Source organism: Aulosira sp. FACHB-615, from assembly GCF_014698045.1.
Taxonomy (GTDB): Bacteria; Cyanobacteriota; Cyanobacteriia; order Cyanobacteriales; family Nostocaceae; genus Nostoc_B.
Genome location: NZ_JACJSE010000006.1, coordinates 134,656 through 160,322 on the forward strand (window position 1 = coordinate 134,656; position 25,667 = coordinate 160,322).

At 40.2% G+C, this 25,667-nt stretch carries 16 protein-coding genes and 1 pseudogene; 7 read left to right on the forward strand and 10 right to left on the reverse strand.

Features of this window, described 5'->3' with window-relative positions; translation table 11 throughout:
• Positions 1-67 precede the first annotated feature (67 nt).
• From hetF to petJ, 5 genes are all read right to left on the reverse strand, one after another.
• Complete coding sequence (gene hetF / locus H6G77_RS12400) at positions 68-2,551, reverse strand: cell division protein HetF (protein ID WP_190871710.1); 2,484 nt, start codon at positions 2,549-2,551, stop codon at positions 68-70.
• Between the two features lie 563 nt (positions 2,552-3,114).
• Positions 3,115-5,208: a TonB-dependent receptor domain-containing protein gene (locus H6G77_RS12405; protein WP_190871711.1), complete on the reverse strand. Its 2,094-nt coding sequence runs from the start codon at positions 5,206-5,208 to the stop codon at positions 3,115-3,117.
• A gap of 224 nt (positions 5,209-5,432) precedes the next feature.
• Positions 5,433-5,645: a hypothetical protein gene (locus H6G77_RS12410; protein WP_190670786.1), complete on the reverse strand. Its 213-nt coding sequence runs from the start codon at positions 5,643-5,645 to the stop codon at positions 5,433-5,435.
• A 231-nt stretch (positions 5,646-5,876) separates the two neighbouring features.
• Positions 5,877-6,791: a tetratricopeptide repeat protein gene (locus H6G77_RS12415; protein ID WP_190871712.1), complete on the reverse strand. Its 915-nt coding sequence runs from the start codon at positions 6,789-6,791 to the stop codon at positions 5,877-5,879.
• Between the two features lie 84 nt (positions 6,792-6,875).
• A complete protein-coding gene (gene petJ / locus H6G77_RS12420) occupies positions 6,876-7,211 on the reverse strand; it encodes a cytochrome c6 PetJ (RefSeq protein WP_190590088.1) in 336 nt (111 codons plus the stop codon).
• A 307-nt stretch (positions 7,212-7,518) separates the two neighbouring features.
• Between petJ and H6G77_RS12425 the strand changes: the two genes are divergently transcribed.
• Complete coding sequence (locus tag H6G77_RS12425) at positions 7,519-9,657, forward strand: PAS domain S-box protein (RefSeq protein ID WP_190871713.1); 2,139 nt, start codon at positions 7,519-7,521, stop codon at positions 9,655-9,657.
• A gap of 50 nt (positions 9,658-9,707) precedes the next feature.
• Here the strand turns inward: H6G77_RS12425 and H6G77_RS12430 are convergent, their stop codons facing one another.
• Positions 9,708-10,529, reverse strand: a complete 822-nt coding sequence (locus H6G77_RS12430) for an Rpn family recombination-promoting nuclease/putative transposase (RefSeq protein WP_190590086.1) — start codon at positions 10,527-10,529, stop codon at positions 9,708-9,710.
• Positions 10,530-10,656: 127 nt separating this feature from the next.
• Between H6G77_RS12430 and H6G77_RS12435 the strand changes: the two genes are divergently transcribed.
• The 3 genes from H6G77_RS12435 (at position 10,657) to H6G77_RS12445 (ending at position 15,422) form a co-directional block, all read left to right on the forward strand.
• Positions 10,657-11,661, forward strand: coding sequence for an AraC family transcriptional regulator (locus tag H6G77_RS12435; RefSeq protein WP_190590085.1), 1,005 nt, complete (start codon positions 10,657-10,659; stop codon positions 11,659-11,661).
• 109 nt (positions 11,662-11,770) lie between these two features.
• A complete protein-coding gene (locus H6G77_RS12440; protein ID WP_190871714.1) occupies positions 11,771-14,362 on the forward strand; it encodes a TonB-dependent siderophore receptor in 2,592 nt (863 codons plus the stop codon).
• 1 nt (position 14,363) lies between these two features.
• On the forward strand, positions 14,364-15,422 hold the full coding sequence (locus H6G77_RS12445) for an iron-siderophore ABC transporter substrate-binding protein (RefSeq protein ID WP_190871715.1): 1,059 nt from the start codon (positions 14,364-14,366) through the stop codon (positions 15,420-15,422).
• An 84-nt stretch (positions 15,423-15,506) separates the two neighbouring features.
• Here the strand turns inward: H6G77_RS12445 and H6G77_RS12450 are convergent.
• Positions 15,507-16,333, reverse strand: a pseudogene (locus H6G77_RS12450) (DUF2887 domain-containing protein).
• Positions 16,334-16,547: 214 nt separating this feature from the next.
• Here H6G77_RS12450 and H6G77_RS12455 point away from each other — a divergent pair.
• Positions 16,548-18,341 (forward strand): ABC transporter ATP-binding protein, encoded by a 1,794-nt coding sequence (locus H6G77_RS12455; RefSeq protein WP_190871716.1) that lies wholly within the window; start codon positions 16,548-16,550, stop codon positions 18,339-18,341.
• A 49-nt stretch (positions 18,342-18,390) separates the two neighbouring features.
• Here the strand turns inward: H6G77_RS12455 and H6G77_RS12460 are convergent, their stop codons facing one another.
• The 3 genes from H6G77_RS12460 to H6G77_RS12470 all read right to left on the reverse strand — a co-directional run bounded on the left by H6G77_RS12460 (position 18,391) and on the right by H6G77_RS12470 (position 20,805).
• Entirely contained in the window at positions 18,391-18,582 is a 192-nt protein-coding gene (locus tag H6G77_RS12460; RefSeq protein ID WP_190670772.1) for a hypothetical protein, read from the reverse strand.
• A gap of 474 nt (positions 18,583-19,056) precedes the next feature.
• Positions 19,057-19,539: a GNAT family N-acetyltransferase gene (locus H6G77_RS12465; protein WP_190871717.1), complete on the reverse strand. Its 483-nt coding sequence runs from the start codon at positions 19,537-19,539 to the stop codon at positions 19,057-19,059.
• Positions 19,540-19,635: 96 nt separating this feature from the next.
• Positions 19,636-20,805: an RpoD/SigA family RNA polymerase sigma factor gene (locus H6G77_RS12470; protein ID WP_190590079.1), complete on the reverse strand. Its 1,170-nt coding sequence runs from the start codon at positions 20,803-20,805 to the stop codon at positions 19,636-19,638.
• 870 nt (positions 20,806-21,675) lie between these two features.
• On the opposite strand from H6G77_RS12470, the gene priA reads away from it, so the two are divergent.
• Both priA and H6G77_RS12480 read left to right on the forward strand, forming a co-directional pair.
• A complete protein-coding gene (gene priA / locus H6G77_RS12475) occupies positions 21,676-24,306 on the forward strand; it encodes a primosomal protein N' (protein ID WP_190871718.1) in 2,631 nt (876 codons plus the stop codon).
• A gap of 24 nt (positions 24,307-24,330) precedes the next feature.
• On the forward strand, positions 24,331-25,632 hold the full coding sequence (locus H6G77_RS12480; RefSeq protein ID WP_190871719.1) for an NAD(P)/FAD-dependent oxidoreductase: 1,302 nt from the start codon (positions 24,331-24,333) through the stop codon (positions 25,630-25,632).
• The last annotated feature ends 35 nt before the right edge of the window (positions 25,633-25,667 follow it).

Sequence of the window (25,667 nt, forward strand, 5' to 3'; positions counted from 1 at the left end):
CTATCAAATAACACTTATTGGCTAAATTGTCAAGCAAATGTGATGCAGTTCCCTAGCTCCCAGCCCATCACTCAATTTTTTGTTCTAGGAGCGATCGCCAATCGGCAATGGCAGCTTCTGTCCACAGCCAATTATTACTTAATTTATTTACCTGAAAGTTTACCGGGTCTTGGGAAATCACCAATTGACGCAGCTTAATCGCTTCTTTCATGTATTGGTCGTGCTTTGATGCGGGTTGAGAGCGTGCTGATTTATACAAACCCAATGCTAAACCTGCGTAGGCAGTCAAAGCATCTTGGGGAACTTGATTTTTCTGTACAGAGAGTGAAGCATTATAGGCAGATTGTGGCTGATTTAAAGCTAAATTCAGCGCCTTGAACCAAGCATCATTAGCTCTGGTAACATTTCCTTCTGCATAATAAGCAAATCCCACAGCATTGTTATATAAAACTGAGTTTGGTTCAGCTTTCACAGCCGTTGCCCAAAAACGACGGGCATCATCAATGGTATATTTTCTATCTCCGGTTTGAATTAGCTGCCAAGCTAGTCTGCCTTTAAAAAAGTTGAGTGCAGCATCATTCTCTTGCTTTTTCGGCACAATATTTAAGGCAGTTTGGGCAGATTGCAGTGCGCTACGATTTAATAATTCTTCCACAGCCACCAATCCCGCCGACAAGTCTCCTTGGCTTAATTTTTCAGTGGCGCTAGTCGCAATCACCCCTGTGGGACTGGTTTGCAGGTTGATTTTAGAATTAATTTCGTTCGATAAAGATTGCTGAACGGGAATTTTAGGGATATCGGCAAACATTGGTGCGCGTCGAGTTTGCCACCACCAACCAAAACCAATCAAAGTAGCGATCGCACCTACCCCCACAATACCCCAAATCATCCGCGCATCTACACGGCGAGGTTTTGGTGGTGATGTGGGTAACGATGCCAAATGCGGGTTACGCCATTCTTGTTCCTGGCTGGGTGCAGTTTCCTGGGGTGTAGTGTTGGTGTTTCCCCATAATCCTGCTTGATTAATGGGCGTAACTTCACTATTAATTGGTTTAGCCGGAAAAATATGTTCGTTGTGGTTTGGTGTATCACCTTTGAGTGGTGATGTACCATTGTTGTTAGCTGAATGCTGATCTAGCTGGCGAAATAAATCAGAAACGATCGCCGAATCTTCTGCATAACTAGGATCATCATATTCAATTTCATCAACTAAATCGCCCCAAGTCTCTTCACCCAACCAATCTAAATCCCCAGCCCCATTACCCAAATCTGGCATCATGTCATCAATGGGTAAAGATATCTGTGCTTCATCAGTCATCACAGAATAAGCTGTGGTCGAAGTTGCTTTGATACTGCGGCTATTGTCCGTCAGTGATTCGGTACTGGTAAAAGTTGGAAGTTCTGTCCCCAGAAAACCATCAAATTCGGGTTGGAGATACAAAATTGGTAAAGCCCAATAAGTTTGGTGGGAACCATAGGCCGAGATTAATCCCTGACGCACTCGACTTACACATAAATCCACCGGATAGCCTTGACTCAGGTTGCGATATAAAAGCTGGGTGAGGGTGAGGGCAACTTCATCAGGGATGCGTTCTGACATTGCTAAAACGCATTTAATTCCGCGTCGGACTAAACTTTCGGTGAGGTTTTGTTCACCAGTGTCTTCTGTTGCGTCAGTTGTAGCTGTGTATGCTCCCCAACAAGAGTTAAACACAGCCATTTGAATATTATTGTTGACGAGTAACCCTGCTAGGTCATCGCCTGTGAGGGTTTCAGTTAAACCTGTTCTGCTACTAACGAGATAAATTTCGCCACCGTTGGGGCCTAAGTTACTATGACCAGAATAATGGAGAACTTGGTATCTACCTTGTTCGAGGGCTTGGGTTAATTCTTCTCTGCCTGGTTGATCTAAAATCGTCAGTTCAATTTCTGGTATGGGAGTGCTACTGTCAACATTGCGAGCCGGATGACGGTGTAATTCGGCTTGTAGTCTCAGTGCTTCTTGTTTCAACAAACCCAGGCGCATTTGGTCTGTGGGAGATGCCAGCACCATTAAAACGCGCACTATCCCATCTTCGGGTAATTGTGGTAAATTCCTGGATGGCAGACGACCAGTGTTGAGAATGCCGCTTTGGTAGCGCGAGAACGCCACATAAGGCCCAGTCGCCAAAGGTCGATCGCCTGCGTGCATGACTTCCCAAGGTAAACGTGCTAATCTATTGTCCTTGAGACCTAACCGCAAGCGCAGTACTTGTTGATGGTTTTGAGCAATGCCTTGAGCAGTAATCCAGCTATCTCTGAGAGTGCCATGAAATAGGGCATTATAAAATTGCTGACCCAATGCCACCAAGTTTACAGAGTTTCTGGCGATCGCATCACCCTGTAACACCGACTTTAATGGGTCATTCATCAGGTGTCCTGCGGCTGCTAACCAATCAGCTACAGGCCATGTCACCAGTTCTTCTGCCAATGGCACCCCAGGCGCGACTTGTTCCGTTCGCACCAAGTAGTCATTCTGCCCTACTGGAGTTACGGAAATGTGAAATTCCATACAAGTAACGCAATCTCAATGTTTTTTGCTGTCAAACCCTCATTCATACTCAATAGATGCTCGAACCTGGATTTTTGTTTTTGAACATTAAATTTTAGTATAGGCCTACACTAAATCCTCATGCTCAAACAATGCTCATTCCCCATTATGACAAGTGGAGAACATTTTTAGCAGCCTCTCATATTATGTCTGGCAAAAGGGAGCAGAGGAGTAGGGGCTTAAAACCCACATTTCTCACAAGCTTCAGGCGTTTGATGGGGCAGAGGGGCAGAGGTGCGGAGGGGCAGGGGAGAGAGTACCTTCATTCTCCCCTGCTCCCCTGCTCCCCTGCACAGGCTTTGAAAGGTGTGGTGAGAAATCCGGGTTAAAACCCACATTTTTCTTTACTCCTCTCTCGCCTTTTAGGTTAGGGCGATATTTCTAGTTGAAACACCTGATAATAAGTTAAGAGAATAGTAGGTTGGGTGTAGCGATAGCGGAACCCAACAAAGTATGCGTGAATGTTGGGTTCCGTTCCTCCACCCAACCTAAACCAGTCTAAGTTATTGCCTTAACTGAACTGTCTACAAACTTGAGCTTAACCCCAAACGAAAGGTAAACCCAGGACTATAAATACGATTTACTCGCTCGTATTGTTCACCCAGTAAGTTTTCTAGGTAAACTGTCAATCCTAAATTGCCAGCTACAGGGATGCGACCACTAAAATCTAAGTTGAAATAGGATGGGGCAAAATCTGTAATTTGGTCGCCGGTTCGATTAAACAAGGCTCGTCTTGCACCACTGTTGTAGGTCATGTACAAGTTAGCTTGCCAACCAGAATTTTGATACCCAACACCAGCTTGTAGTAAAGAATAGGGAATCAAACCCAACTGCAAGCCTCTTTCTGAGCCTGTTTTAATTTGAGCATCTGTGTAGGTGTAGTTGAGAAAAGTTGACCAGCCAGAATTGAGTCTGAGTTGTAAGGCTGCTTCTAAACCGTTGGTATCTACCAGCCCAATATTTGCCCAGCGTCCAGCTACAATACCGAGACGATTATCGATACTGCTGCCGAAATAAGTAAACTGTCCAGTTAAATTCTCGGCAAATTTGACATCTACTCCCGCAGTCCAACTCGAACCGGTTTCGGGGTCTAAATCAGGGTTTGGTTCCCAACCATGTACTGTGTCATAAACATATAACTGGTCTAGTCCGGGGTTACGTTGTCCGCCAGCCCAACTTCCCCGCATTGCAAGTGTGGGGGTGAGGGCATAACGCAAGCCGACGCTCGGATTAAGATAGTTACCAAATTCTGTATCAAAACTCTGCCTGAGTCCTAAATCGAGTTGAAAATTTTTGCTGATATTCCAACTATTAACAGCAAATAAAGCTGTGTTTAATAAATCTCGGTTTTCGGTTTCATTATTAGCGATACGTAGAGGGCTGGTACTTAACACATCACCGTTTAAGTTAGTATTTTTTAAATCTAATCCCCAGCGTAATTTATTGCTTTGCCCTAATTGCCACTCATGGTCTACTCTGGCGGAAAACTGTTGTGTATCCAAAGCCCCTGTGCGATAAAAGTTACCTGTCGGCCCGTAGGTGCTGAAATAGTTTTGATTGTAACCAATGGTAGTGGTTAAATTAGAGCGATCGCCATTTCCTAACCGAGCTTTCCAAGATAAACCAACATTCAAGCCATCATGGTCTAAACGGTCTCTTTGTAGCGGAAAACCAAAATAAATTAAACCGCGACGGCTACTCAATGCAGTTACATCTAAATTTAAGGTATTGCGAGTATTTAAATCTATGCCGATGTTACCAAAATAGGTACTTGTGGCTGTATCTGCATTGAATAAAAAACCTTGAGAATCTCTATTGGCTGCACCTACAGGCACACGATAACGGTTATCGGTAAACAACCTTTCAAAACTGAAATTATATCTCGCCGCCCCAACTGAACCACTAAAACTAGTCTGTTGATTATTTAAACTTAAGGAGCCATATTCCACACTACCAGTTAGCTTTGGTTTTCCATAGCCTTCTTTGGTGATAATATTCACAACTCCACCAAAAGCGGAGGAACCATACAAAGTAGAAGCGACACCGCTAGATAATTCGACTCGTTCGATTGATTCTACTGGAATGCTATTTAAATCGGTTGTGCCGTGATAAGTGTTGATATTATTATTAATCGGTCTGCCATTAATTAAAAATACAGACTGGTTAATTGACGCGCCGCGATAATATGTGCCTGTGTGAATATCTGCGCCATGACCGACATCATTAATCGCAAACCCAGGTAATCTTTTTAAAACATCTGCAACGCTGGTAGCACCTTGTTTTTGAATTTCTTCTTTTTCAATTACATAAACAGGTGTAGAGCCAGAGAAAGTATCTTGTTCCCCAATTACTTCTGTAGAAATATCTGCATTATCCGCAGGTTGGGTTTCTGTTTCTGGCGGAGTTTCTTGTTTAAATTCTATATCATTATTCGTTTCTTGAGTTAGTAATTCAGCACGAGTAATCGGTAAGTCAATGTCTTTTAAGTCAGAAATAGTTGAAGTTACCGGAGTTAATTCAGTATCAGCTTGCTGTTGAATTTCAGTCTCAATGGCTTCAGCAGGTAAATTTATCAGCAAATTTGGTAAAGCAACCAGCAACCAACAATTTTTTTTCACTTCTCGTCTCACACCAAGTAACAATAATCACTGCTAGGTATTGTTGCGGTTACTGTAAAATATTGTCAAATGACAGATTGTCATATTTATCATCAAAGATTCATAAATCAAGCAAATATTAGGGTTATAGATTATTGGTCTGCAAAATTTATTTAAACTAAGAAAAAACTAGAGAGTAATCATAGTTACTCTTCTAGTTAATTAACTTACTCATCAATTAACACCTAACAGTAGGAATTATATCCAAAGCCATAGCCACCGAAACCACCATAGCTACCGAAACCACCATAGCCTGTACTAAATCCAGATAGTGCTGAATAAAAACCACCTTGAAGAGATAGGATTTCTTGACTATTTAGCCCGTCAAGAAAGCTTTCAGAATCATTAAACAGTTCATAACCAAGAATATTTAATTGATTAATTGTGATATTTGTCATTAGCTTTGCTCCTTGATTTGCAAATATTAGACCGATGAATTTAGGTTTTGTCTAATTTTGATGTTTGCAAAGCAATGAAATAAATTCAATATTTTTAAATATAATAAATAGACATAATTGCAATACTTTTGTCTATTGTCCAATAAAAAATATAGCATACTGAAACACAGTAGAGACGTTGTATACAACGTCTCTACAACAACGGATAAATTACCTGTTGATGAGGTGGAACTAACCTATTTGAATTGCAAGTTGAACTTCTTGCTGCAAACGGTGGAGTAAATCTTTGGTTCTCTCGTAGGCAATTTTTTGGTTTTGCTGTTCAAAGTACTCAGATGCTTTGTTTAAATCTGCGATCGCTCTTTGATTGTACCCTAGATAATATTGAGCTATGGCGCGATTCAAATATGCTTGACCATTACTCGGATCTAATCTAATCACTTCGGAAAAATGATTGACGGCGGCGTTGTTGTCTCCGTTACGACCACAGATGCAACCAAGGTTAAAATAAGCTCGGTAATCATCTGCGTTGAAGCGAATCGCTAAGTGAAAGTCTTGCATTGCTGCATCTAAGTTATGCAACTGAAAATGCGCTAAACCTCTATCATTGTAAATATCTGCAAAGAATATATTGGCTACTGATGGAATTTGTGTTAGTGCCAAATTAAAATCAGTGATTGCAGATGTGTGATCACCAATGGCGTTATGCGCTACACCCCGATTATAGTAGGCGCGAAAATCTTGGGGTTTGTGCGCGATCGCTAAATTATCATCGTCAATTGCACTGAGATAATTACCTTGTCTGTAATGGGCTAATCCGCGATTCAGATAAGCTTCCACATTATTTGGCGAAAAATTTATTGCTTGTGTACAATCAGCGATCGCTTGATGGTAATCTTGTAAATGGAGATAAGCCAAACAACGATTACTATAAGCCACAGCATTTTTTTCGTTCTGGGCAATTGCTTGATTAAAGTGAACTATGGCTAGTTCATAATTGCCTTGCTGCATCTGCACAACGCCTAAATCCACAGACTGGTTAGAGACACTTTGAGCCAGGGATGTTGACGGCAATAAAAGCTGACTCGCAAAAGTCAAAGAAAACACAACTAGCAAACTGAATAAAAACCGCCAAAAATTAGTCATAATTATCATCGACAATTTCGGCAAAACAACATAATCTGCGGGACAATTCGCCCCGCAGTTTGTAAGACTATACTAATCTATACTCTACTTCCAGCTTTTGTCTGCCTTGTCTAACACGTAAGCAGCGACATCTTCAATTTGATTAGCTTTTAGACGACCTTTAAAAGCAGGCATGGCATTTTTACCATTTGTTACTTGAGCAATAATGGCTTCTGCGGAGTACATCCCATACTTTTCTAAATCTTCTTTTTTCAATGTCTTGGCAGCGTTAACTAAATTTTTACCGCCTGCATGACAAGAAGCACAATTAGCACTAAATACTTTAGCTCCGTTGTCGGTGTCGGCGGCTAAAGCTGGGGTGCTGAAGGCAAAAGTGAAGATGGCAATGCCTAACAGCAAAACGGAAATAACTTTTTTCATGGAGTGTTCTCTCTGAAACCAACGTACATTTCGGACGATATCATTCTTAATTGTCAATTGATGAAAATCCCCTCGTCAAAAGACAGGCTGTCAAACTTCGCTGTAATGATTGTGAATAGGGGATTTCAGCAGTTAAGAAAAACTCAGATCAAAATCAGCGATCGCACTCTTGCTATACTCGCAATCAGTATGCAATTGGTAGCAGATTAAGCCTCACATTTATCCGGCAGAATGTTACATAGCTTTAATAAAAGGGCATTCTAAATTTAATAACCAAACTAAACTTATATAATGCCTCAAATTTAAAATGAACTCACAAATACAAAATATTCAGCCCAATAATGTTAAGAATTGTTCTGTGAATTCCCACACAGCTTGTCCAGAAATTGCGTTCCCATCCCCAGAGCAACAATTACAACAGCTACAAAATAAACTTCTATTACTAACCCAATACAACCCGTTGCCGATAATTGAGTGGAATGCAGCCTTTGAAGTTACCGAATGGAATTTGGCGGCTGAGAAATTATTTGGCTATAGCAAACATGAAGTTCTTGGTTGCAATGTCATCGAATTATTGGTGCCAGAAAACTCAAGAACAGAAGTGAGCATGATTATGCAGTCATTCCTGCAACAGTTAGAAGCAAAAAATAATGTCAATCTGAACGAAAATATAGACAAAAATCAAAAAATAATTGTTTGTGAATGGTCTAACATTCCTGTTTTTGATTTAAATGGTCAAATAATTAGTATTATTTCAATTGTCAAAGATTTCACGGAAGTTAATAATTCGATAAAAGCTATACGAGAAAATGAAAAAAAATATCAGTCTATCTTAGATGCTATTACTGATATGGTATTAGTTAAAGGTGCTAACTCACGCATTATTTGGGCAAATAAAGCTTTTCGTGATTATTACGGGATGAGCGCATCGGAACTCAAAGATTTGATTGATGCGCCTTTTAATGAAGCGGATAATACACTCCAATATATTAAAGATGATGCTTATGTATTTGAAACAGGAAATACTTTAGAAATTCCCGAAGAAAAAGTGACTAGATATAATGGCGAAGTACGCTTATTTCACACAATCAAATCTGCCATTCGCAACGAACAAGGTGAAATTGTGATGACAGTCGGTGTATCTCGTGATGAGAGCGATCGCCAACAAGTTGAAAAAGAAAAAGCCAAACTTTTAGCCATTCTTGAAGCCGCACCAGATTTTATTAGTACTGCTGATTTAACTGGACAAGTTCTCTACTTTAATCAAGCTGCTCGCCGAATGTTGGGATTGTCAGAAACAGAATCATTTCAAGGTAGAAATTTATCTCAAAATCATCCCCAATGGACAAATGAAATTATCCTTAATCAAGGGATACCGGAATCAATTCGCTGTGGTAATTGGGTAGGAGAAACCGCACTCTTAGGCGCAGATGGCAAAGAAATTCCCCTTTCGCAATTGATAATTGCCCACAAATCACCTGATGGACAAGTTGAATATTTATCAACAGTTGCTAGAGATATTAGTGAACTCAAAGCTGTGGAAGAGTGTCTGCGACAAAAAGCCCAAGATTTAGAGAAAACCCTCAAAGAATTGCAATATACTCAAGCTCATCTGATCCAAAGTGAGAAAATGTCATCTATTGGTCAGTTAGTTGCTGGAGTTGCTCACGAAATCAACAATCCCACTAGCTTTATTTACAGTAATATCCAACCTGCTACCGAATACATTCAAAATTTATTAGATTTAATTGGGCTTTATCAACAACACTATCCTCATCCTGAAAAAGTGATTCAAGACCACATCAATGCTATTGACTTAGAATTTTTGATAGCAGATTTACCCCGATTACTTTCCTCAATGAAGATAGGCGCAGAACGAATTTCACAGATTGTGCTTTCCCTACGGAATTTTTCGCGGATGGATGAAGCCGAGTGTAAAGCTGTAGATATTCATTCTGGCATTGATAGCACTTTAGTAATTTTAACCCATCGCCTCAAGGCACAACATAACCGTCCAGCGATCGCAGTTATCAAAGAATATGGCAACTTACCTTTAGTAGAATGCTATCCAGGACACTTAAATCAGGTGTTTATGAACATTTTGGTCAATGCTTTAGATGCTTTAGAAGAACGAGATCAAAAACGTTCTCTCGCACAAATCCAAGAAAACCCTAGTTCTATCCGCATTCAGACTTTTGTATCAAACACCAAACACATTATCATTCGGTTTATTGATAATGGGCCAGGTATTCCAGAAAATTTACTCAAACGTTTATTTGACCCTTTCTTTACAACTAAACCCGTCGGTGTGGGAACAGGATTAGGTTTATCAATTAGCTATCAAATTATTGTCAACAAGCACAAAGGAAAACTCACTTGTCTATCCACACCAGAACAAGGCGCTGAATTTCAAATCGAAATTCCTATCCATCTTGGTCTATCATAATCAAGAAAAAGCGATCGCCAAAGTCTTTTTAGCATTATCCTCGTTCAACTTCAGCGATTAAACCAAGCCTCTAAATCAGCCATTCCCTGAAAATCTAACAGTGCTTCGCCAAGATTTTCTAATTGCTCTAAGGACAAAGATTCAACTTGCTGCCATATCTCTGGAGATAATTCTCCCACACGACGAGTTAATTGACGCAGAAGCAGCGATTTTTCTCCTTCTTCCTTAATTTCACGGTAAACTCTTGTTTCTTTGAGTGTAATCCCTAACATCTCTTCAACCTCCCTTTGACTCTTATCTTCAAACTTGTAGACCATGATAGTTGTCAATAGCTCTATTATGGCGCGATTTTGGAGTTGAGGTATTTCTTGTTGACTTCTTGTAAGCAAATACCTTGCTTCCTGTGGTGCTTGTTCATCATCAAGGGTAGTTAACACCATTAACGCCACCCATATAGGTAAAGAGCGAATATCCCCCAACTCATCTAAATATATACGATGCACTTGGTCGCCATTCAGGTGATTTCTATGGGGATAAATATCGCTTTGCTCGATACTACGGGAAGGGTAAATGATCACAACTTGCCAATCACTAAATCTATTACGCTGACGATAGAAATATAATGATGATTCTGCAAATACCCTTTCATAAAGCTGTTCATCCCTTTGAAATTGTACCTCACAGAAATATACTATACCCGGACTTTCATCTTCTGGTGGTAAAAAGACCCCATCAATTTCAAACTTCGGTTCTTTGACTGCTACTGAATCAAACCGATATGCCTCAGCATTTGTGGGAGGATTGGTTAACAATTCAAACAACAGAGTTGGTGATTGTTGAAATAGCTTGTAAAAAATTGAGTCACGCCGCATGAAGTATTTTAGTTAAATTCTATTAAATATCTAACCATACATACTTTGACATTCTGATTTCATTACTGTTCAACTTGATGCTAGAATTATTGCAAATAATTATTATTAATGTAAGCAATTCCTGACAATGACGATTACTTTAAGTAGTCAAGACTACAATGAACTTTTAAAAGCAAGCAAGGAAAATAGGGAAGCATCACCAGGTTTAGAAGCAGATGAATATCTCGATCAAATGCCCAAACACCTTGGTAGAGGCTACTATCGCACAATTGAAGTCTATCCTCAACTGTGGTTATGTATTTTTGACAAAGAGTATCATCATGATATGGTGTTAAAAACCCCAATTAATCATCATCCCTTGCAATTTCATGCCTTAGCTTTAGGGATGTATACAGATACTTATGGGCAGATGGGGAGAGAAAATAGAAATAACTTTATTTCTGGTGGTGGAATGCAGCAAAAAATTGATATTTGCTATCAGCATTCCCAAAGAATTTTGGGTGTTGATATAGAAATGCCACCCCATTTATTGAAGACTTTTTTTCCTGGAAAAGATGGAGAAATACTGCCTCAATTAAAATTTTTGGCAAAAGAAAGCGATTGGCAAACACTACTTTACTCTCCAACTCATTCAGCTATTCAAAGTGTTGTAATGCAAATTATTAACTGTCCCTATCAAGGCGTAACTAGGCGGATATATTTACAGGGTAAAGTCATAGAATTAATGGCTTTGCAGTTAGCTCCTTTTTTAGAAGAGACTACAGTAAAGCAATTACCATCACGATTGAAAAGAGACACTATTGCTAAAATTCATCACGCTAAAGAAATTTTACAAGAGAGTTTGGAGAATCCACCGTTATTGTCAGAATTGGCGCAACAGGTAGGTTTGAGTGAAAGTACTTTGCAAAGAGGATTTCAGATGCAGTTTGGTACAACTGTGTTCGGTTATTTGACAAATCAGCGTATGGAACAAGCGCATCAACTGTTACAGAATACTGATTTTACAGTGGCAGAAGTAGCTAATATTGTCGGCTATTCTCATTTAGGACATTTTGCGGCTGCTTTTAAGCGCAAGTTTGGGATCACACCACGGGAATGTGGTTTAGGTAAAAAGCTGGTTTCGGGACTATAAGACTGTTTTGGGATAGACTCAACTTGCTTCACTCTTTTACACTCTGTTTGTTAGCAAATAAGAAATATACGCAATAAGCAAGATGATTTTTAGGGGTGTAGGGAGTAGTATGAACAGTTGGGGTTTGGTTTCTAGCAGCAAGGGTTTGGCATTATCACTGAAAATTTATCTCTGGTTGGTAGTGGGTGTAGTCGGGATCATCTGTAGTATATGCGAGCCTGCACAGGTATTGGCATCAGAAAAACAGCAAAATACTATTCAAAGCACGAGGGAGAAAATTTTACTGGCTCAATCAACTGTAGTAATTACAGGAGTTAAGGCAAATCCCACAGATAAAGGTGTGGAGGTAATTTTAGAAACAAACCAAGGGGAACAACTACAAGTCACAAATCGCGGTGAAGGTAATAACTTGATTGTAGATATCCCTAATGCTCAGTTGCGTTTACCCAATGGCGATGCTTTTACATTTCGTTCGGAAAAACCAATCGCGGGAATTACTGAAATCACCGTGACGAATGTAGATGTCAATAGTGTGCGTGTGACGATCGCCGGTGAGAAAATTTTGCCTACAGTTGAGTTATTTGATGGGGATGAAGGTTTAATTTTTGCTGTAGTATCTACAACGACTGCGACACAACCACCGCAAACACCACAGGAAGAACCAACAGCGCAACAGGATGAACCAATTGAGTTAGTAGTTACCGGGGAACAAGACCAGTATTTCACACCGAATGCGACGACAGCCACACGCACAGATACACCAATTTTGAAAATTCCCCAATCAATTCAGGTGATTCCTCGTCAAGTGTTAGAAGAACAGCAAGTAACGCGCTTGGAGGAAGCTTTACAAAATTCTAGTAGTGTTGTCTATAACGGTACAGATACAAGTAGTGATTTAAACTATAGTATTCGGGGATTTGATCAAGCACCTGTATTGCAAAATGGCTTTCGTCAATATGATTTTGCGGAGATTCCCGAAGTCGCCAATATAGAACGCATTGAGGTATTAAAAGGGCCAGCATCGATACTGTATGGCGAGATTCAGCCAGGGGGTTTAATTAATGTCGTCACGAAACAACCTCTATCTGAACCCTTTTATCAAACTGAACTACAATTTGGTTCTGATGGCTTGATTCGTCCGCAGATAGATATTTCCGGGCCTTTAACAGATGATAAACGCCTACTATATCGGTTGAATGCTGTTTATTCTCGGCGCGATGGGTTTCGAGATTTTGATCAAGAGTTTCAGCAATTTTTTATTGCGCCGACGTTAACATGGGAAATTAGCGATCGCACCAATCTAGCTTTTGATTTACAAGTCTCCAACCGCGAACAGCCTTGGGATTCGGGTAAAGTGGCTTTTGGGGATGGCGTGATCAATACTCCGCGCGATCGCATTTTCAATGAACCTGATGATTTTCTGCGGCGTGATTTCTTGAGTTTGAATTTATCTGTAGACCACAAATTCAGCGATAATTGGTCAATTCGCAATGCTTTTCGCTTCACAGATTCCACTGTTTTCTCGGATAAACTCAGCATCTTTCTAGGGTTTGATGAAACAACTGGCGAACTCCAGCGAATATTTGCTTTCGATGATTTCAACTCTCGCAATTACGCCTTACAAACCAACGTTGTTGGCAAATTTACCACTGGTGGACTCAAACATACTTTACTATTTGGTGCAGATTTAAGTCGCACTAATACCAGCCGCTTTGCTTTAGCTAACTTTACCTCATTCCCCATTAATGTTTTCAATCCCAGCTATGGCGTAAATCGACCAGAATTTGATACATTGCTGTTTGACCGCAATTCGGAAATCGATCGCTTAGGAATTTATTTGCAAGATCAAATTGAAATTTCTGAACAATTAAATCTACTGCTAGGTTTGCGTTATGAAACAGTAGCACAAAGAAATCAGAATGTACCTGCATTATTTTACCCAGGTGGTGATACAACTCAAAATGATTCTGCCTGGACACCCAGAATCGGTGTAGTTTATCAACCAATTCCCAATGTTTCTTTTTACGGCAGTTATTCGCGATCGTTTAACCCCAGTGTGGATGACATCGGCGCAGATGGCAACCCCTTAGAACCTGAACGGGGGGAAGGATTTGAAGTGGGGGTAAAAACAGAACTATTAGGCGGGAATTTGTTGGCGACGTTAGCTTATTTCGACGTTACCAAGCAGAATGTCGCTACTGAAGATCCAAATTTTCCCGGTTTGGGTATTTCCATCGCCACCGGTGAACAGCGCAGTCAAGGTGTAGAATTCGACTTGACGGGAAAAATTTTACCCGGTTGGAATATCATTGCTTCCTATAGCTATACGGATGCAACGATAACTCAAGATAATACTATTCCGGTGGGGAACAGATTGATTGGAATTCCCCAATATCAAGCCAGTTTATGGACAACCTACGAAATTCAAAGCGGGAGTTTGCAAGGTTTGGGTGGAGGAATCGGAATTAATTATGTTGGTGAACGTCAGGGAGATTTGAATAATAGTTTTACCCTAGATAGCTATGTTCTCACCAATGCAGCATTATTTTACCGCCGAGATAATTGGAAGTTTGCTCTTAATTTCCGCAATCTATTTGATGTGGAATATACCAACAGTCGGGGTGGATTTGGTAGCCGCACAAATGCAGGTATTCCTGGAGAACCATTTACAGTGGTGGGTTCGATTTCGGTGAGTTTTTAGGATGAAGGTAATTGTGCGATTATTGCTGTTAAGTTGTTTGATGTTGGTTTTAGTTTTAGGTTGTCATCGCCAACCGTCTGACATCTCATCTTCCCATCTCACACCCAGAGGTGATTGTCAAACAGTGCAACATCTGGGGGGAGAAACGCAGATTTGTGGACAACCAAAACAGATTGTGGTTCTCAATCCCAAGATGTTAGATATTGTACTTTTATTGGGTGTGCAGCCGATTGGCTACGCGGAAATATTTAGCAATCGCCGTGGTGATTTTGATCGTCCTCAAGAACAGATTCCCTATTTAGGCGATCGCATCACTCACCCAATTGCTAACCTGGGAATGAGTAGCAAACCATCCCTAGAAACTATTATCAAACTCAAGCCAGATTTAATTTTGGGAGATATTCGGGGAAATCAGCAACAATATGGTCAATTATCGCAAATCGCGCCCACATTGCTATTTGATTATGTTGGTGGCAATAAATGGCAAGATTCTTTACAGGCGATCGCTCAAGTATTAGGACGTAGCAATCAGGCTAAAAAAATCATAGCAGCCCATCGTCAACAAATAACAAAAACCCGTAAAGCATTAGCACCTGTTGTCAAAGCCTATCCAAAAGTCCTGATGGTGTCCTCAGAACAACTCAACTCATCAATCAATCTGGTGACTCCTCTAGATTTTTGTGGGGGTTTATTAGAGGATATTGGATTTAAACTGGCTAAGGTTTCCAACTCTACACCAACAAATATTACTCAACCGATTTCGGTAGAAATATTACCCCAACTTAATGCCGATTTAATCATTGTCCAAGGACATAACATTGTTGAGTTAAGCAATATAAAAAATACAAATAGTTTTGCTAAAACTCAATTAACATCTGTCAAAAAATCTTGGAATACAAACACTCTCGCTCAGTCATTAAGTGCGAGTAGAAACAAACGAGTCTACTTTATTCCTACTTATATTTGTTTAGGTTTACCTTCACCGAGTGGTACACAAATTACACTTAAATTTTTACAAGAGCAACTATTACCCTTGGCTAAAACAGCGAATCAAAATTAAGTTTTTCCAAACTCCAACTCACATCAGCAGTCTAATATTTAAGATGTACAGTTTTTTTTCAAAAATTAAATACGAGTCATATAGTTAGCTTTCAAGTGCTTCCAGCCAAGCGTGTAAATCAGCCATACCCGTAAAATCCAGCAAAGCCTCACCCAGATTTTCCAATTCTTCCAACGCCAGGGATTCAACGCGCTGACGTACTTCCTGCGGTAATTCTCCTACTCTACGGGATAATGCAAAACGAGCGATCGCGCTTCTACTTCCCTAATTTCCTGATAAACCCGTGTTTCTTGGAGTGTAATTCCCAACATCTGTTCTACCTCCCTTTGGTTTTTACCTTCAAACTTGTACACCATGATCGTCACCAGTAACTCTATTATGGCGCGATTTTCTGGTTGAGAATTTTCCTGCTGACTCCTGGTTAATAAATACCTGGCTTCTTCAGTAGTACGTTCTTCTTCCAAAGTAGTCAACACCATCAACCCAACCCACACAGGTAAGGAGCGAATATCACCCAACTCATCTAAATATATCCGATTTACCTGGGGGCTATTCAGTTGACTGAGATAAGGATTAATATCAGTTTGTTCTAAACTACGAGATGGGTAAATTATCACGATTTGCAAATTACTAAATCTGTCACGGTTGCGGTAAAAGTACAAATACGATTCTGCAAATACTCTTTCGTAGAGTCTTTCGTCTTTTTGAAACTGTACCTCACAGAAATACACTACACCTGGATTTTGATTTTGTGGTGGTAGAAATACCCCATCAATTTCAAACTTTGGTTCTTTAACAGCTACCGAATCAAATATATATTCATCTGCATTACTTGGTGGGTTCGCCAATAACGAAAATAACAAACTAGGGGATTGTTGAAATAATTTATAAAATATCGAATCTCGACGCATAAAGTATTCTCAGCACTGCCATATCATAACGTTTTGTTCTGATTTTACATAGACGTGTTATCTAAATAACCTATAAATTACCATTTTGGGATAAAAATTTGCCGTTTTTGGATAGAAATTATATATCAAAAAATAGTAATATTTATATATTTTGAGTAATTACATTTGTAATGACTAATTAAAAAAATTAAATTCCTAAAGTTTCATTCAGACAATGACACCTAAATTTCATCAAGGATCAAATCAACTCTCTCCCTTGCAACGACTACTGCGATATGGGGAAAAATATCGCGGACAGATTTATCAAGCCTCTACCTATTCTGTAATTAATACCATTTTAGATATAGCACCACCTTGGTTAGTGGGTATTGCGGTCGATATATTAGTGCAACAACAAAATTCTGTTATTGCTAAACTTGGCATTAAAGAAGTAGTATGGCAATTTGCTGCACTTTCATTAATTACTATTATTATTTGGGTTTTTGAGTCACTTTCTCAGTATGCTTATGACCGACTTTGGCGCAATGTCGCACAAAATATCCAGCATCACTTACGTTTAGATGCTTACAATCATTTACAACAATTAGAATCAGCTTATTTTGAAGACAGCAGCACAGGCGGTTTGATGTCAATTCTCAGTGATGATATCAACCAACTCGAAGACTTTTTAAATGGGGGAGCAAATGAAATTATTCAAGTCACAACTGCTTTGATAATTTTAATTGTTGGGGCATTTTTCATCTTACCAGTTAATATTACTCTGGTAGCAATGTTACCAATGCCCTTTATTCTTTGGGGTTCATTGGTATATCAAAAACGTCTCGAACCTCGTTATGCTGATGTTAGAGAAAAAGTTGGTTTTCTTAACGCAAGACTGTCTAATAACATTAGTGGAATTACTACTATTAAAAGTTTCACGGCAGAAAATTATGAAAATATCAGATTAGCCGAGGAAAGTGAAGCTTATAGAAAAAGTAATACTAAAGCCATTAAACTTTCTGCGGCTTTTGTCCCCTTAATTAGAATGTTGGTTTTAGCAGGGTTTACGGCTTTATTATTCCTGGGAGGAATGGCTGCATATTCAGGGAAAATATCTATAGGTAATTATAGTGTTTTACTGGTGCTTGTACAAAGATTATTATGGCCATTAGTCTTTTTAGGGGAAACTTTTGATCACTATCAGCGAGCAATGGCTTCTACTAAGCGGGTGATGGATTTATTAGATACTCCTATCCAAATTACTACGGGAGATGTGCCTTTAGTGGTGGAACAGGTGCGCGGTGAAGTTGATTTTAAAAATGTGACTTTTGCCTATCGCAACAGCACTGCGATAATTAAAGATTTATCTTTAATTATTCCTGCTGGAAAAACTATTGCGGTTGTTGGTTCTACAGGTTCGGGTAAAAGCACTTTAGTGAAATTATTATTGCGTTTTTATGATGTTTCTACTGGTGCAATTACGATTGATGGAATTGATATTCAAAAATTGGATTTGTATGATTTGCGTCGTAGTATTGGTTTAGTTAGTCAGGATGTATTCTTATTTCATGGTACGGTAGCAGAAAATATTGCCTACGGTACGTTTCATGCGACAGAAGAAGCCATTATTGATGCGGCAAAAGTAGCCGAAGCCCATGATTTTATTATGCAGCTTCCCCAAGGTTATGAAACGATAGTTGGGGAACGAGGACAAAAGTTATCTGGGGGACAACGCCAACGTATTGCTATAGCTAGAGCAGTGTTGAAAAATCCGCCGATTTTGATTTTAGATGAGGCGACATCTGCGGTGGATAATGAGACGGAAGCAGCTATTCAACGCTCTTTAGAAAAGATTACAGTAAATCGGACAACTATTGCGATCGCTCACCGTCTTTCCACAATTCGCCATAGTCATTGCATATATGTGATGGAACATGGTCAAATTGTCGAGCAGGGTACACACGAAGAATTAATCGCACTGGATGGGATTTACACCAGCCTGTGGCTTGTACAGTCTGGGGTGCATTAAAAAAATTTTCATTTAATATTTGAATTTCCTTTCTAATTTTTATTAGCAATTAAGATGCGTTCGCGCTGGTAATAAAGCGAATTGCCTGGGTAATTCCATTGGCATTTGAATGCAGCCAAAGATTTGTGGAGAGTTCTGGAAATTCCTCACCAACTTTTTTGACAAAATAGTCCTGCACAATAGGATTAGAAGACAACTGAGTTGCAAGCTCGCTTTTAATTGCCAGAACATATTGAAGCACCCGTATCAAAAATAAAACAGAGAAATAAACAGGAGTTAGAATATAGAATGTATAATAATTGACCTAAATAGAAAAAATTTGATCGAAGCAAATTTGCTAGTTAGTCTCAAATTTTACAATAGCAGCGATCGCACAGTAAAAAATTATGTTTGAAAACTGTCTATAAATCAATAAATTTGAATATTTAGATATAGTCATCACAAAACCAGCAAACGATAACTCAACAAAAAACGAAAAAATGATTTTGGACGGGGTTTGGGGTGTAACCCGAATTTCTCACGCATAGGTAGGCGGTGTGGGGAGTGTGGGGGGAAAGATTTCTTATCCTCCCACCCCTCCCACACACTTGGATTTCTCACAAGAGAGAAATCCAGGAGTAAGGATTTTGAATAAGTACATCCCTACACCCTCGGCAAAACCCTTGATTTTTCGTTTTGATGCGTAATTCCGATAAAATTGATGTCAGTCCTGTTATTACTTGGCGGCTAAATTTTTCAGGTTCTCTTCTGTGACACGACAAATTCGCCAATCATCTAAGATGCTGGCTCCCATACTCCGGTAAAATGCTTTTGCTGGTTCATTCCAATCCAGGACACTCCATTCTAAGCGTCCGCAATTTCGCTCGACGGCAATTTGCGCTAGTTTGGTTAACAGTGCTTTACCAATACCCTGACGGCGATACTCTGGTAAAACAAACAAATCTTCGAGATAAATTCCTGGCTTGGTCAGAAAGGTAGAATAGTTGTGAAAAAACAAGGCAAAACCTACAGCCTGTCCTTGATATTCTGCCAAAATGGCTTCGATATATCTTTGTTCACCAAATAGATGCTCTTGTAGTGCTGCAACATTGCCTGTAACGGTATGAGATAATTTCTCATACTCCGCCAACTGTTTAATTAATTGAAATAGTACGTTGCTATCACTCGGTTCAGCAAACCGCAAAATTAAATCGGTCATTAGTCATTTGTCATTAGTCCATAGTCATTAGTCCATAGTTAAGCTAAAGAGTCAAGACTCATTTGACTAAAACTCAGCACTCAGCACTCAGCACTTTTAAACTAACCAACCTTTCAAGCGTTTTGCAATGTGGGGACGGCGTAATTTTCGCATGGCTTTGCTTTGAATTTGGCGGACTCGTTCACGAGACAAATTAAACATATTGCCAACTTCTTCTAAGGTGCATGGTTCGCTGGTTGTCAGTCCATAACGCAAAGAAATTACGTCTTTTTCGCGTGGGGTGAGTACGTCACCTAAAACTTCCCAAATCTCCTGGCGCATCATGTTTTCGTTCATTTTGGCTTCAGGAGACAGGTTGTCTTCATCTTCTAATAAGTCCATCAATTCGGTGTCTTCTTCTTTACCGACGCGATGGTTGAGGGAAAGGGCTTGGCGGCGTAGTTGTTGTAGTTGGCGTAGTTGTTGGACAGTCATTTCCAAAGAAGCGGCCATTTCGGCTTCTGTGGGGTTATGACCAAGTTTTTGTTTGAGTTCGCGTTGGGCTTTTTTGAGTTTGTTAAGTTTTTCTACAATGTGAATTGGTAAGCGAATTGTCCTGGCATCATTAGCGATCGCTCGCGTAATGGCTTGGCGAATCCACCAATAAGCATAAGTGGAAAACTTATATCCTTTATCGGGATCAAATTTTTCTGTGGCGCGATTTAATCCCATTGCCCCTTCTTGAATTAAATCTAGAAAAGGTACTCCGCGATTTAAATATCGTTTGGCAATTGATACTACTAGTCTGAGGTTCGAGCGAATCATTTTGCGTTTCGCTACTCGACCTTGATATAAGCGGCTTTCTAGCTGCTTTTCTGTCATATCGAACTGGGCGGCTACTTGGGCTTTGGTTGCTGGCTGTCCTAGTTCGGCTTGCAAGGCGGCTTGGATGTCTCGGACTTCTTCTAAAAATCGGACTCGCCGTGCTAATTCAACTTCTTCGTCTGGTTTCAGCAGAGGATAACGTGCCATTTCTTTAAAAAATGCACCTACGGCATCATCATGCTCAGTTTTGTTATATCCTGAAGGTCGCGCTGCTGCCATCTCATCCCCATCACGTTCCTCTGGTTCGAGATTTTCTGCAATTGGGGATTCTTCTTCTACCAATATTTCTAAACTTTCGAGTAGTTGTTCTTCTGTATCGGCAGCAGTTTCTAATATTTCCATTGTTCCCAATTCAGCAATATTCATAGTTTCCTTTAGGGATGGTTGCTTTGTTTGGTACATAATTCCTTGACAGCTACTCGTTTGCGGCTTGGTAGTTTCCCCTTAGAAACAAATGCACTTTCTTGATTACCAAGTACAAGTTTCTACTAATCACTTAGCAAAACTAAAAAATTCTTTTCTAGCTGTCCTGTATGATTACTGCTAGATCAAACCCTGTACAAATATTGGTGATTGCACCTCAAAATTATTGTCTCAGGTTCTAACAGATATACTTCTTATTTTTTGATTAATCCCTAAATCTGTCAAATACCCTCAACCATTCTCAACCTTAACAAATATAAAAGAAACCAAGTAATTATTCTCATTTCTTAAAAATTCCTATATTTTTATAAAGTTTTTCATCTTTTCTGGGGGGAACTAATCTCAAAGTAAAGGTTTTGATTTTGATTTTATTTGGATTTCATAAAATTTTCTAAAGGTCACAATTTCAGTAATTTAATTAGCTGAAATTAATTAGTTGTATAAAAGCATCTCACATACACCAATAATTGGATATCTACCAATGGACGGAAAAAGGCTATGCCACATTTAGTAAATCGGCAAATGATTTCATAAATAGTCAGAGGTTTATAGTCAGTCGGTTTTATTTTTGAAATTATCTGTGCAGTTAGTGAGTAGGGAGTAGGCAGTTTTTTCTCTAAATCAAATATGAGTCCTATTTTTGGTTTTTGTGGTAAGCAGTCTTCAAATATTTATTGCACGTATAGCTAAGTTTGATTTGTCTAGTAGGTTACATAACGGGAAACTTATCAAGTATCATGAGTGATAAACGTATTGCGAAATACACTTTACTTTTTACAGAGAAAAAGACTAAATTCTTGAGAGCTAAGAAAAGGGATCATAAATTCCTGTCAAGAAAAAACAACAAATATGTATATTAATGACTTAAATTTACAAAATTTAGTAGTTGCCGAGCCAGGGGAATCTTATCAAGCCCAAAAGGGGAATCGCTACGTTGAAGTTTTGGTAGACTGTCCAGGCGCTACCGGATTATTTACATACCGTTTACCACCGCAGTTAGAAGTAAAATCAGGGGATATATTAACTGTGCCATTTGGCGCACAACAGTTAGGCGCGATCGCCATTCGGTTGTTAAGCACACCTAATATTGATCTAGCACCAGACAAAATTCGAGAAGTCGAAGATGTGGTGAGTGTGGGGTTTTTCCCCAGCTATTATTGGGAATTATTAAACCGCGTCGCAGCATATTACTACACGCCCTTAATTCAGGTGATTCGGGTGGCTTTACCGCCGGGATTATTAGGGCGGACTCAACGCCGGATTCGTTTAACTAATACCCAAAGCCAATCTCATCGAGCTTTTCTCAGTCCAGTCGCCCAGCAGATTTTACAACTGTTGCAAACTCAACCATCAGGGGATTACAGTTTTGCGTATATTCAACAAAAAGTCAAGTTCACCTATCGCGGCGTGCGGGAATTGTTGCGCTTGGGTTTGGTAGAAAGTTATTTAGAAGCCCCCAGACTAACTCGCCCCAAATTACAAAAAGCTGTCACATTAATAGATAGTAGCGATCGCGATTTAACTCAGCGTCAGCGAGAAATCATCGAAGTTTTGCGCCGCAACGGTGGGGAATTATGGCACAGCGAACTCTTGCAAATTTGTAATGCGAGTTCTTCCATCCTCAAAACCTTGGCGCAAAAAGGTTACATCGTGATTGAAGAACGGGAAATTTTACGTGCCGAACAAAGCCCGACATTAACGCCAGACCAGCCAAAGTTATTAAATACTGCCCAAGCTAATGCTTTAGCAACTATACAATCATTAACTAAATTTGCTCAAGTCTTGTTGCATGGCGTAACAGGTTCCGGCAAGACAGAAGTATATTTACAAGCGATCGCACCATTATTAAATCAAGGTAAATCAGCCTTAGTCTTAGTCCCGGAAATTGGACTCACACCCCAACTCACCGATAGATTCCGCGCCCGGTTTGGTAACAAAGTCGCCGTTTATCACAGCGCCCTTTCCGAAGGCGAACGTTACGATACTTGGCGACAAATGCTAACAGGGGAACCGCAAGTAGTCATCGGGACGCGCAGTGCTATTTTCGCCCCCTTACCCAACCTCGGTTTAATCATCTTAGACGAAGAACACGACAGCAGCTTTAAGCAAGATTCACCGATCCCCACCTACCACGCCCGTACCGTCGCCCAATGGCGGGCTGAGTTAGAAAACTGTCCCTTGGTTTTGGGTTCGGCTACGCCGTCTTTGGAGAGTTGGGTGAGTATGGGAAGGCAGGAGGGGGACAAGGGGACAAGGGGACAAGGGGGACAGGGAGGACAAGGGGGACAAGGGGGACAAGGAAGAAACGATGTTTCAACTACCTTGTCTACCCCCTCTCCCTTGTCTACCCCCACTCCCCACTCCCCACTCCCCACTCCCCACTCCCCACTCCCCACTCACTACCTATCATTACCAGAACGCATCAACTCGCGCCCCTTACCACCAGTTGAGGTGGTAGATATGCGGGTGGAATTACAGCAGGGAAATCGGTCAATATTTAGTCGCAGCTTGCAAGAGGCTTTGGCACAATTACAGGAAAAAAGACAGCAGGGGATTTTATTTATTCATCGCCGGGGACATAGTACTTTTGTGTCTTGTCGCAGTTGTGGCTATGTGATGGAATGTCCGCACTGTGATGTGTCCTTAGCGTATCACCATGCAGAAGAAGGTGCGCCCCAATTATTGCGGTGTCATTACTGTAATTATGTGCGATCGCATCCCAAATTCTGTCCCGATTGTAGTTCGCCTTACTTAAAATTCTTTGGGAGTGGAACCCAACGTGTCACCCAAGAATTAGCTAAACAGTTTCCCCAATTGCGGTGCATCCGGTTTGATAGCGATACCACCCGCAACAAAGGCGCACACCGCACCTTGCTAACTCAGTTTGCCAACGGTGAAGCCGATTTATTAGTCGGGACGCAAATGTTAACCAAAGGTTTGGACTTACCCCAAGTTACTCTAGTGGGAGTTGTGGCTGCGGATGGACTACTGCATTTATCAGACTACCGCGCCAGTGAACGGGCTTTTCAAACTCTTACCCAGGTGGCGGGACGTGCGGGAAGAGGTGATGATGCAGGGAGAGTCATTGTGCAGACTTACACCCCAGAAGATCCCGTAATTGCCGCAGTTTGCACCCACGATTATCAATCTTTTTGTCAAACTGAGTTAGAAAAACGGCGTGACCTTGATTATCCCCCTTATGGCAGGTTAATTTTATTGCGTCTCAGTAGCCTTGACCCCATTCAAGTGCAGAATACTGCCCAAATTATCGCTGCCAACTTGGGGAACAATGAAGGCTTTGAAATTCTCGGCCCTGCACCAGCCGGGGTAATGCGAGTAGCGAACCGTTATCGCTGGCAAATCTTATTAAAATTTAACCCTGATGAATTACCCCAGTTACCCAATTGGGACGAAATTAGAGAGTTATGTGGTGATGGCGTTAGCTTGACTATAGATGTTGATCCGATGAATATATTATGAGGTTGGGTAGTTATGAGTTGAATTATGGTGAAAAGAGTAGCGATCGTTGGTGCTGGCCCTAGCGGAGTCCTACTGGCTCACTATTTACTACGTCGTCAAGAAAAATATCAAATCGATATTTTTGATTTTCGCAGTGATCCCCGCACTGTCGCCTTTTCTAAGTCGCGCACCTTTTCGATTGTTCTCAGTCAACGCGGGATCAATGCTTTACAGCAAATTGAGGGACTGAAGGAAGCTGTAAAAGCCATCAGCTTAGAAACTAATGGAGCCGCACTGCACCAAAAAAATGGTAAAACACGGGTATTCAGTAGAAGCTACTCACAGTTAACCCTGGACAGAACGAGCTTGGTAATTCAATTATTAGAACAGTTGACCATCAAAGGCAGCAATCAAGTTAATCTTCACTTCAATCATGAATGTACACAAGTAGATTTTACTACAAAGCAAATAAAGTTTAAACAACTGGATACTGACACAGAAATTACCGTTGATTATGACTTATTAATTGGTGCAGATGGGTCGCGTTCAGTAGTTAGGGAAGGTTTTCTACAAACAGAGAACTTTCAGTGTCAACAAAATTATGTTGCAAATGACTACAAATCTTTTTTCTTACCACCATTAGACCCTAAATTAAATCTCAACTGGCAACAAAATAAAGTCAACTCTTGGCGGTTAGATAACAGTATAAATATTTTATTAGTCTATCAAATGGACAGCAGTTGGAATGGTGTAATTGTGTTTCCGCACAAAGATAAAACCATTCCTGAACTGACTACCAAACAAGAAGTATTCAACTATTTACACCAAAATTTCCCAGAAATTGCCCAAGTATTACCAGAATCAGAAGCGGAAGATTTTGCTAATAGACCTGTATCTAGAGTGCTGACAGTGCGCTGTAACCGCTATCATTACGGTGATAGTGTTTTGTTGATTGGCGATGCGGCGCATGGAGTTTCCCCATCTCTCGGACAAGGTTGTAACGCCGCCTTGGAAGATGTAGCTATTTTTAACCAAATTTTAGATGAATGTGGTGATAATTTAGCCGTAGCTGTGGAAAAGTTTAGTCTTCAACGTCAAGCTGATGGAATTGCTTTAGTAGAATTAAGTGATTACGCTTTTCCTATCTCGAAAAAGTTATTTGTTGAGTTGTTATTCAGGAATCGTCTGAGTAAATATTTCTTTCCTATTTTACCCAAGTTCTTCCTACCTTCGTTATTTGAACTGATGGCGGAAGGCAAACTTTCCTACTCAGAAATTCTCAACTTATATCAAGATTGGATTGCGAAAGTGAAAAAATCAAATCAACAAATTTTGGCAAAAATGTAAGTTGAAATATAAGTAGGATGTGTTAGCGACAGCGT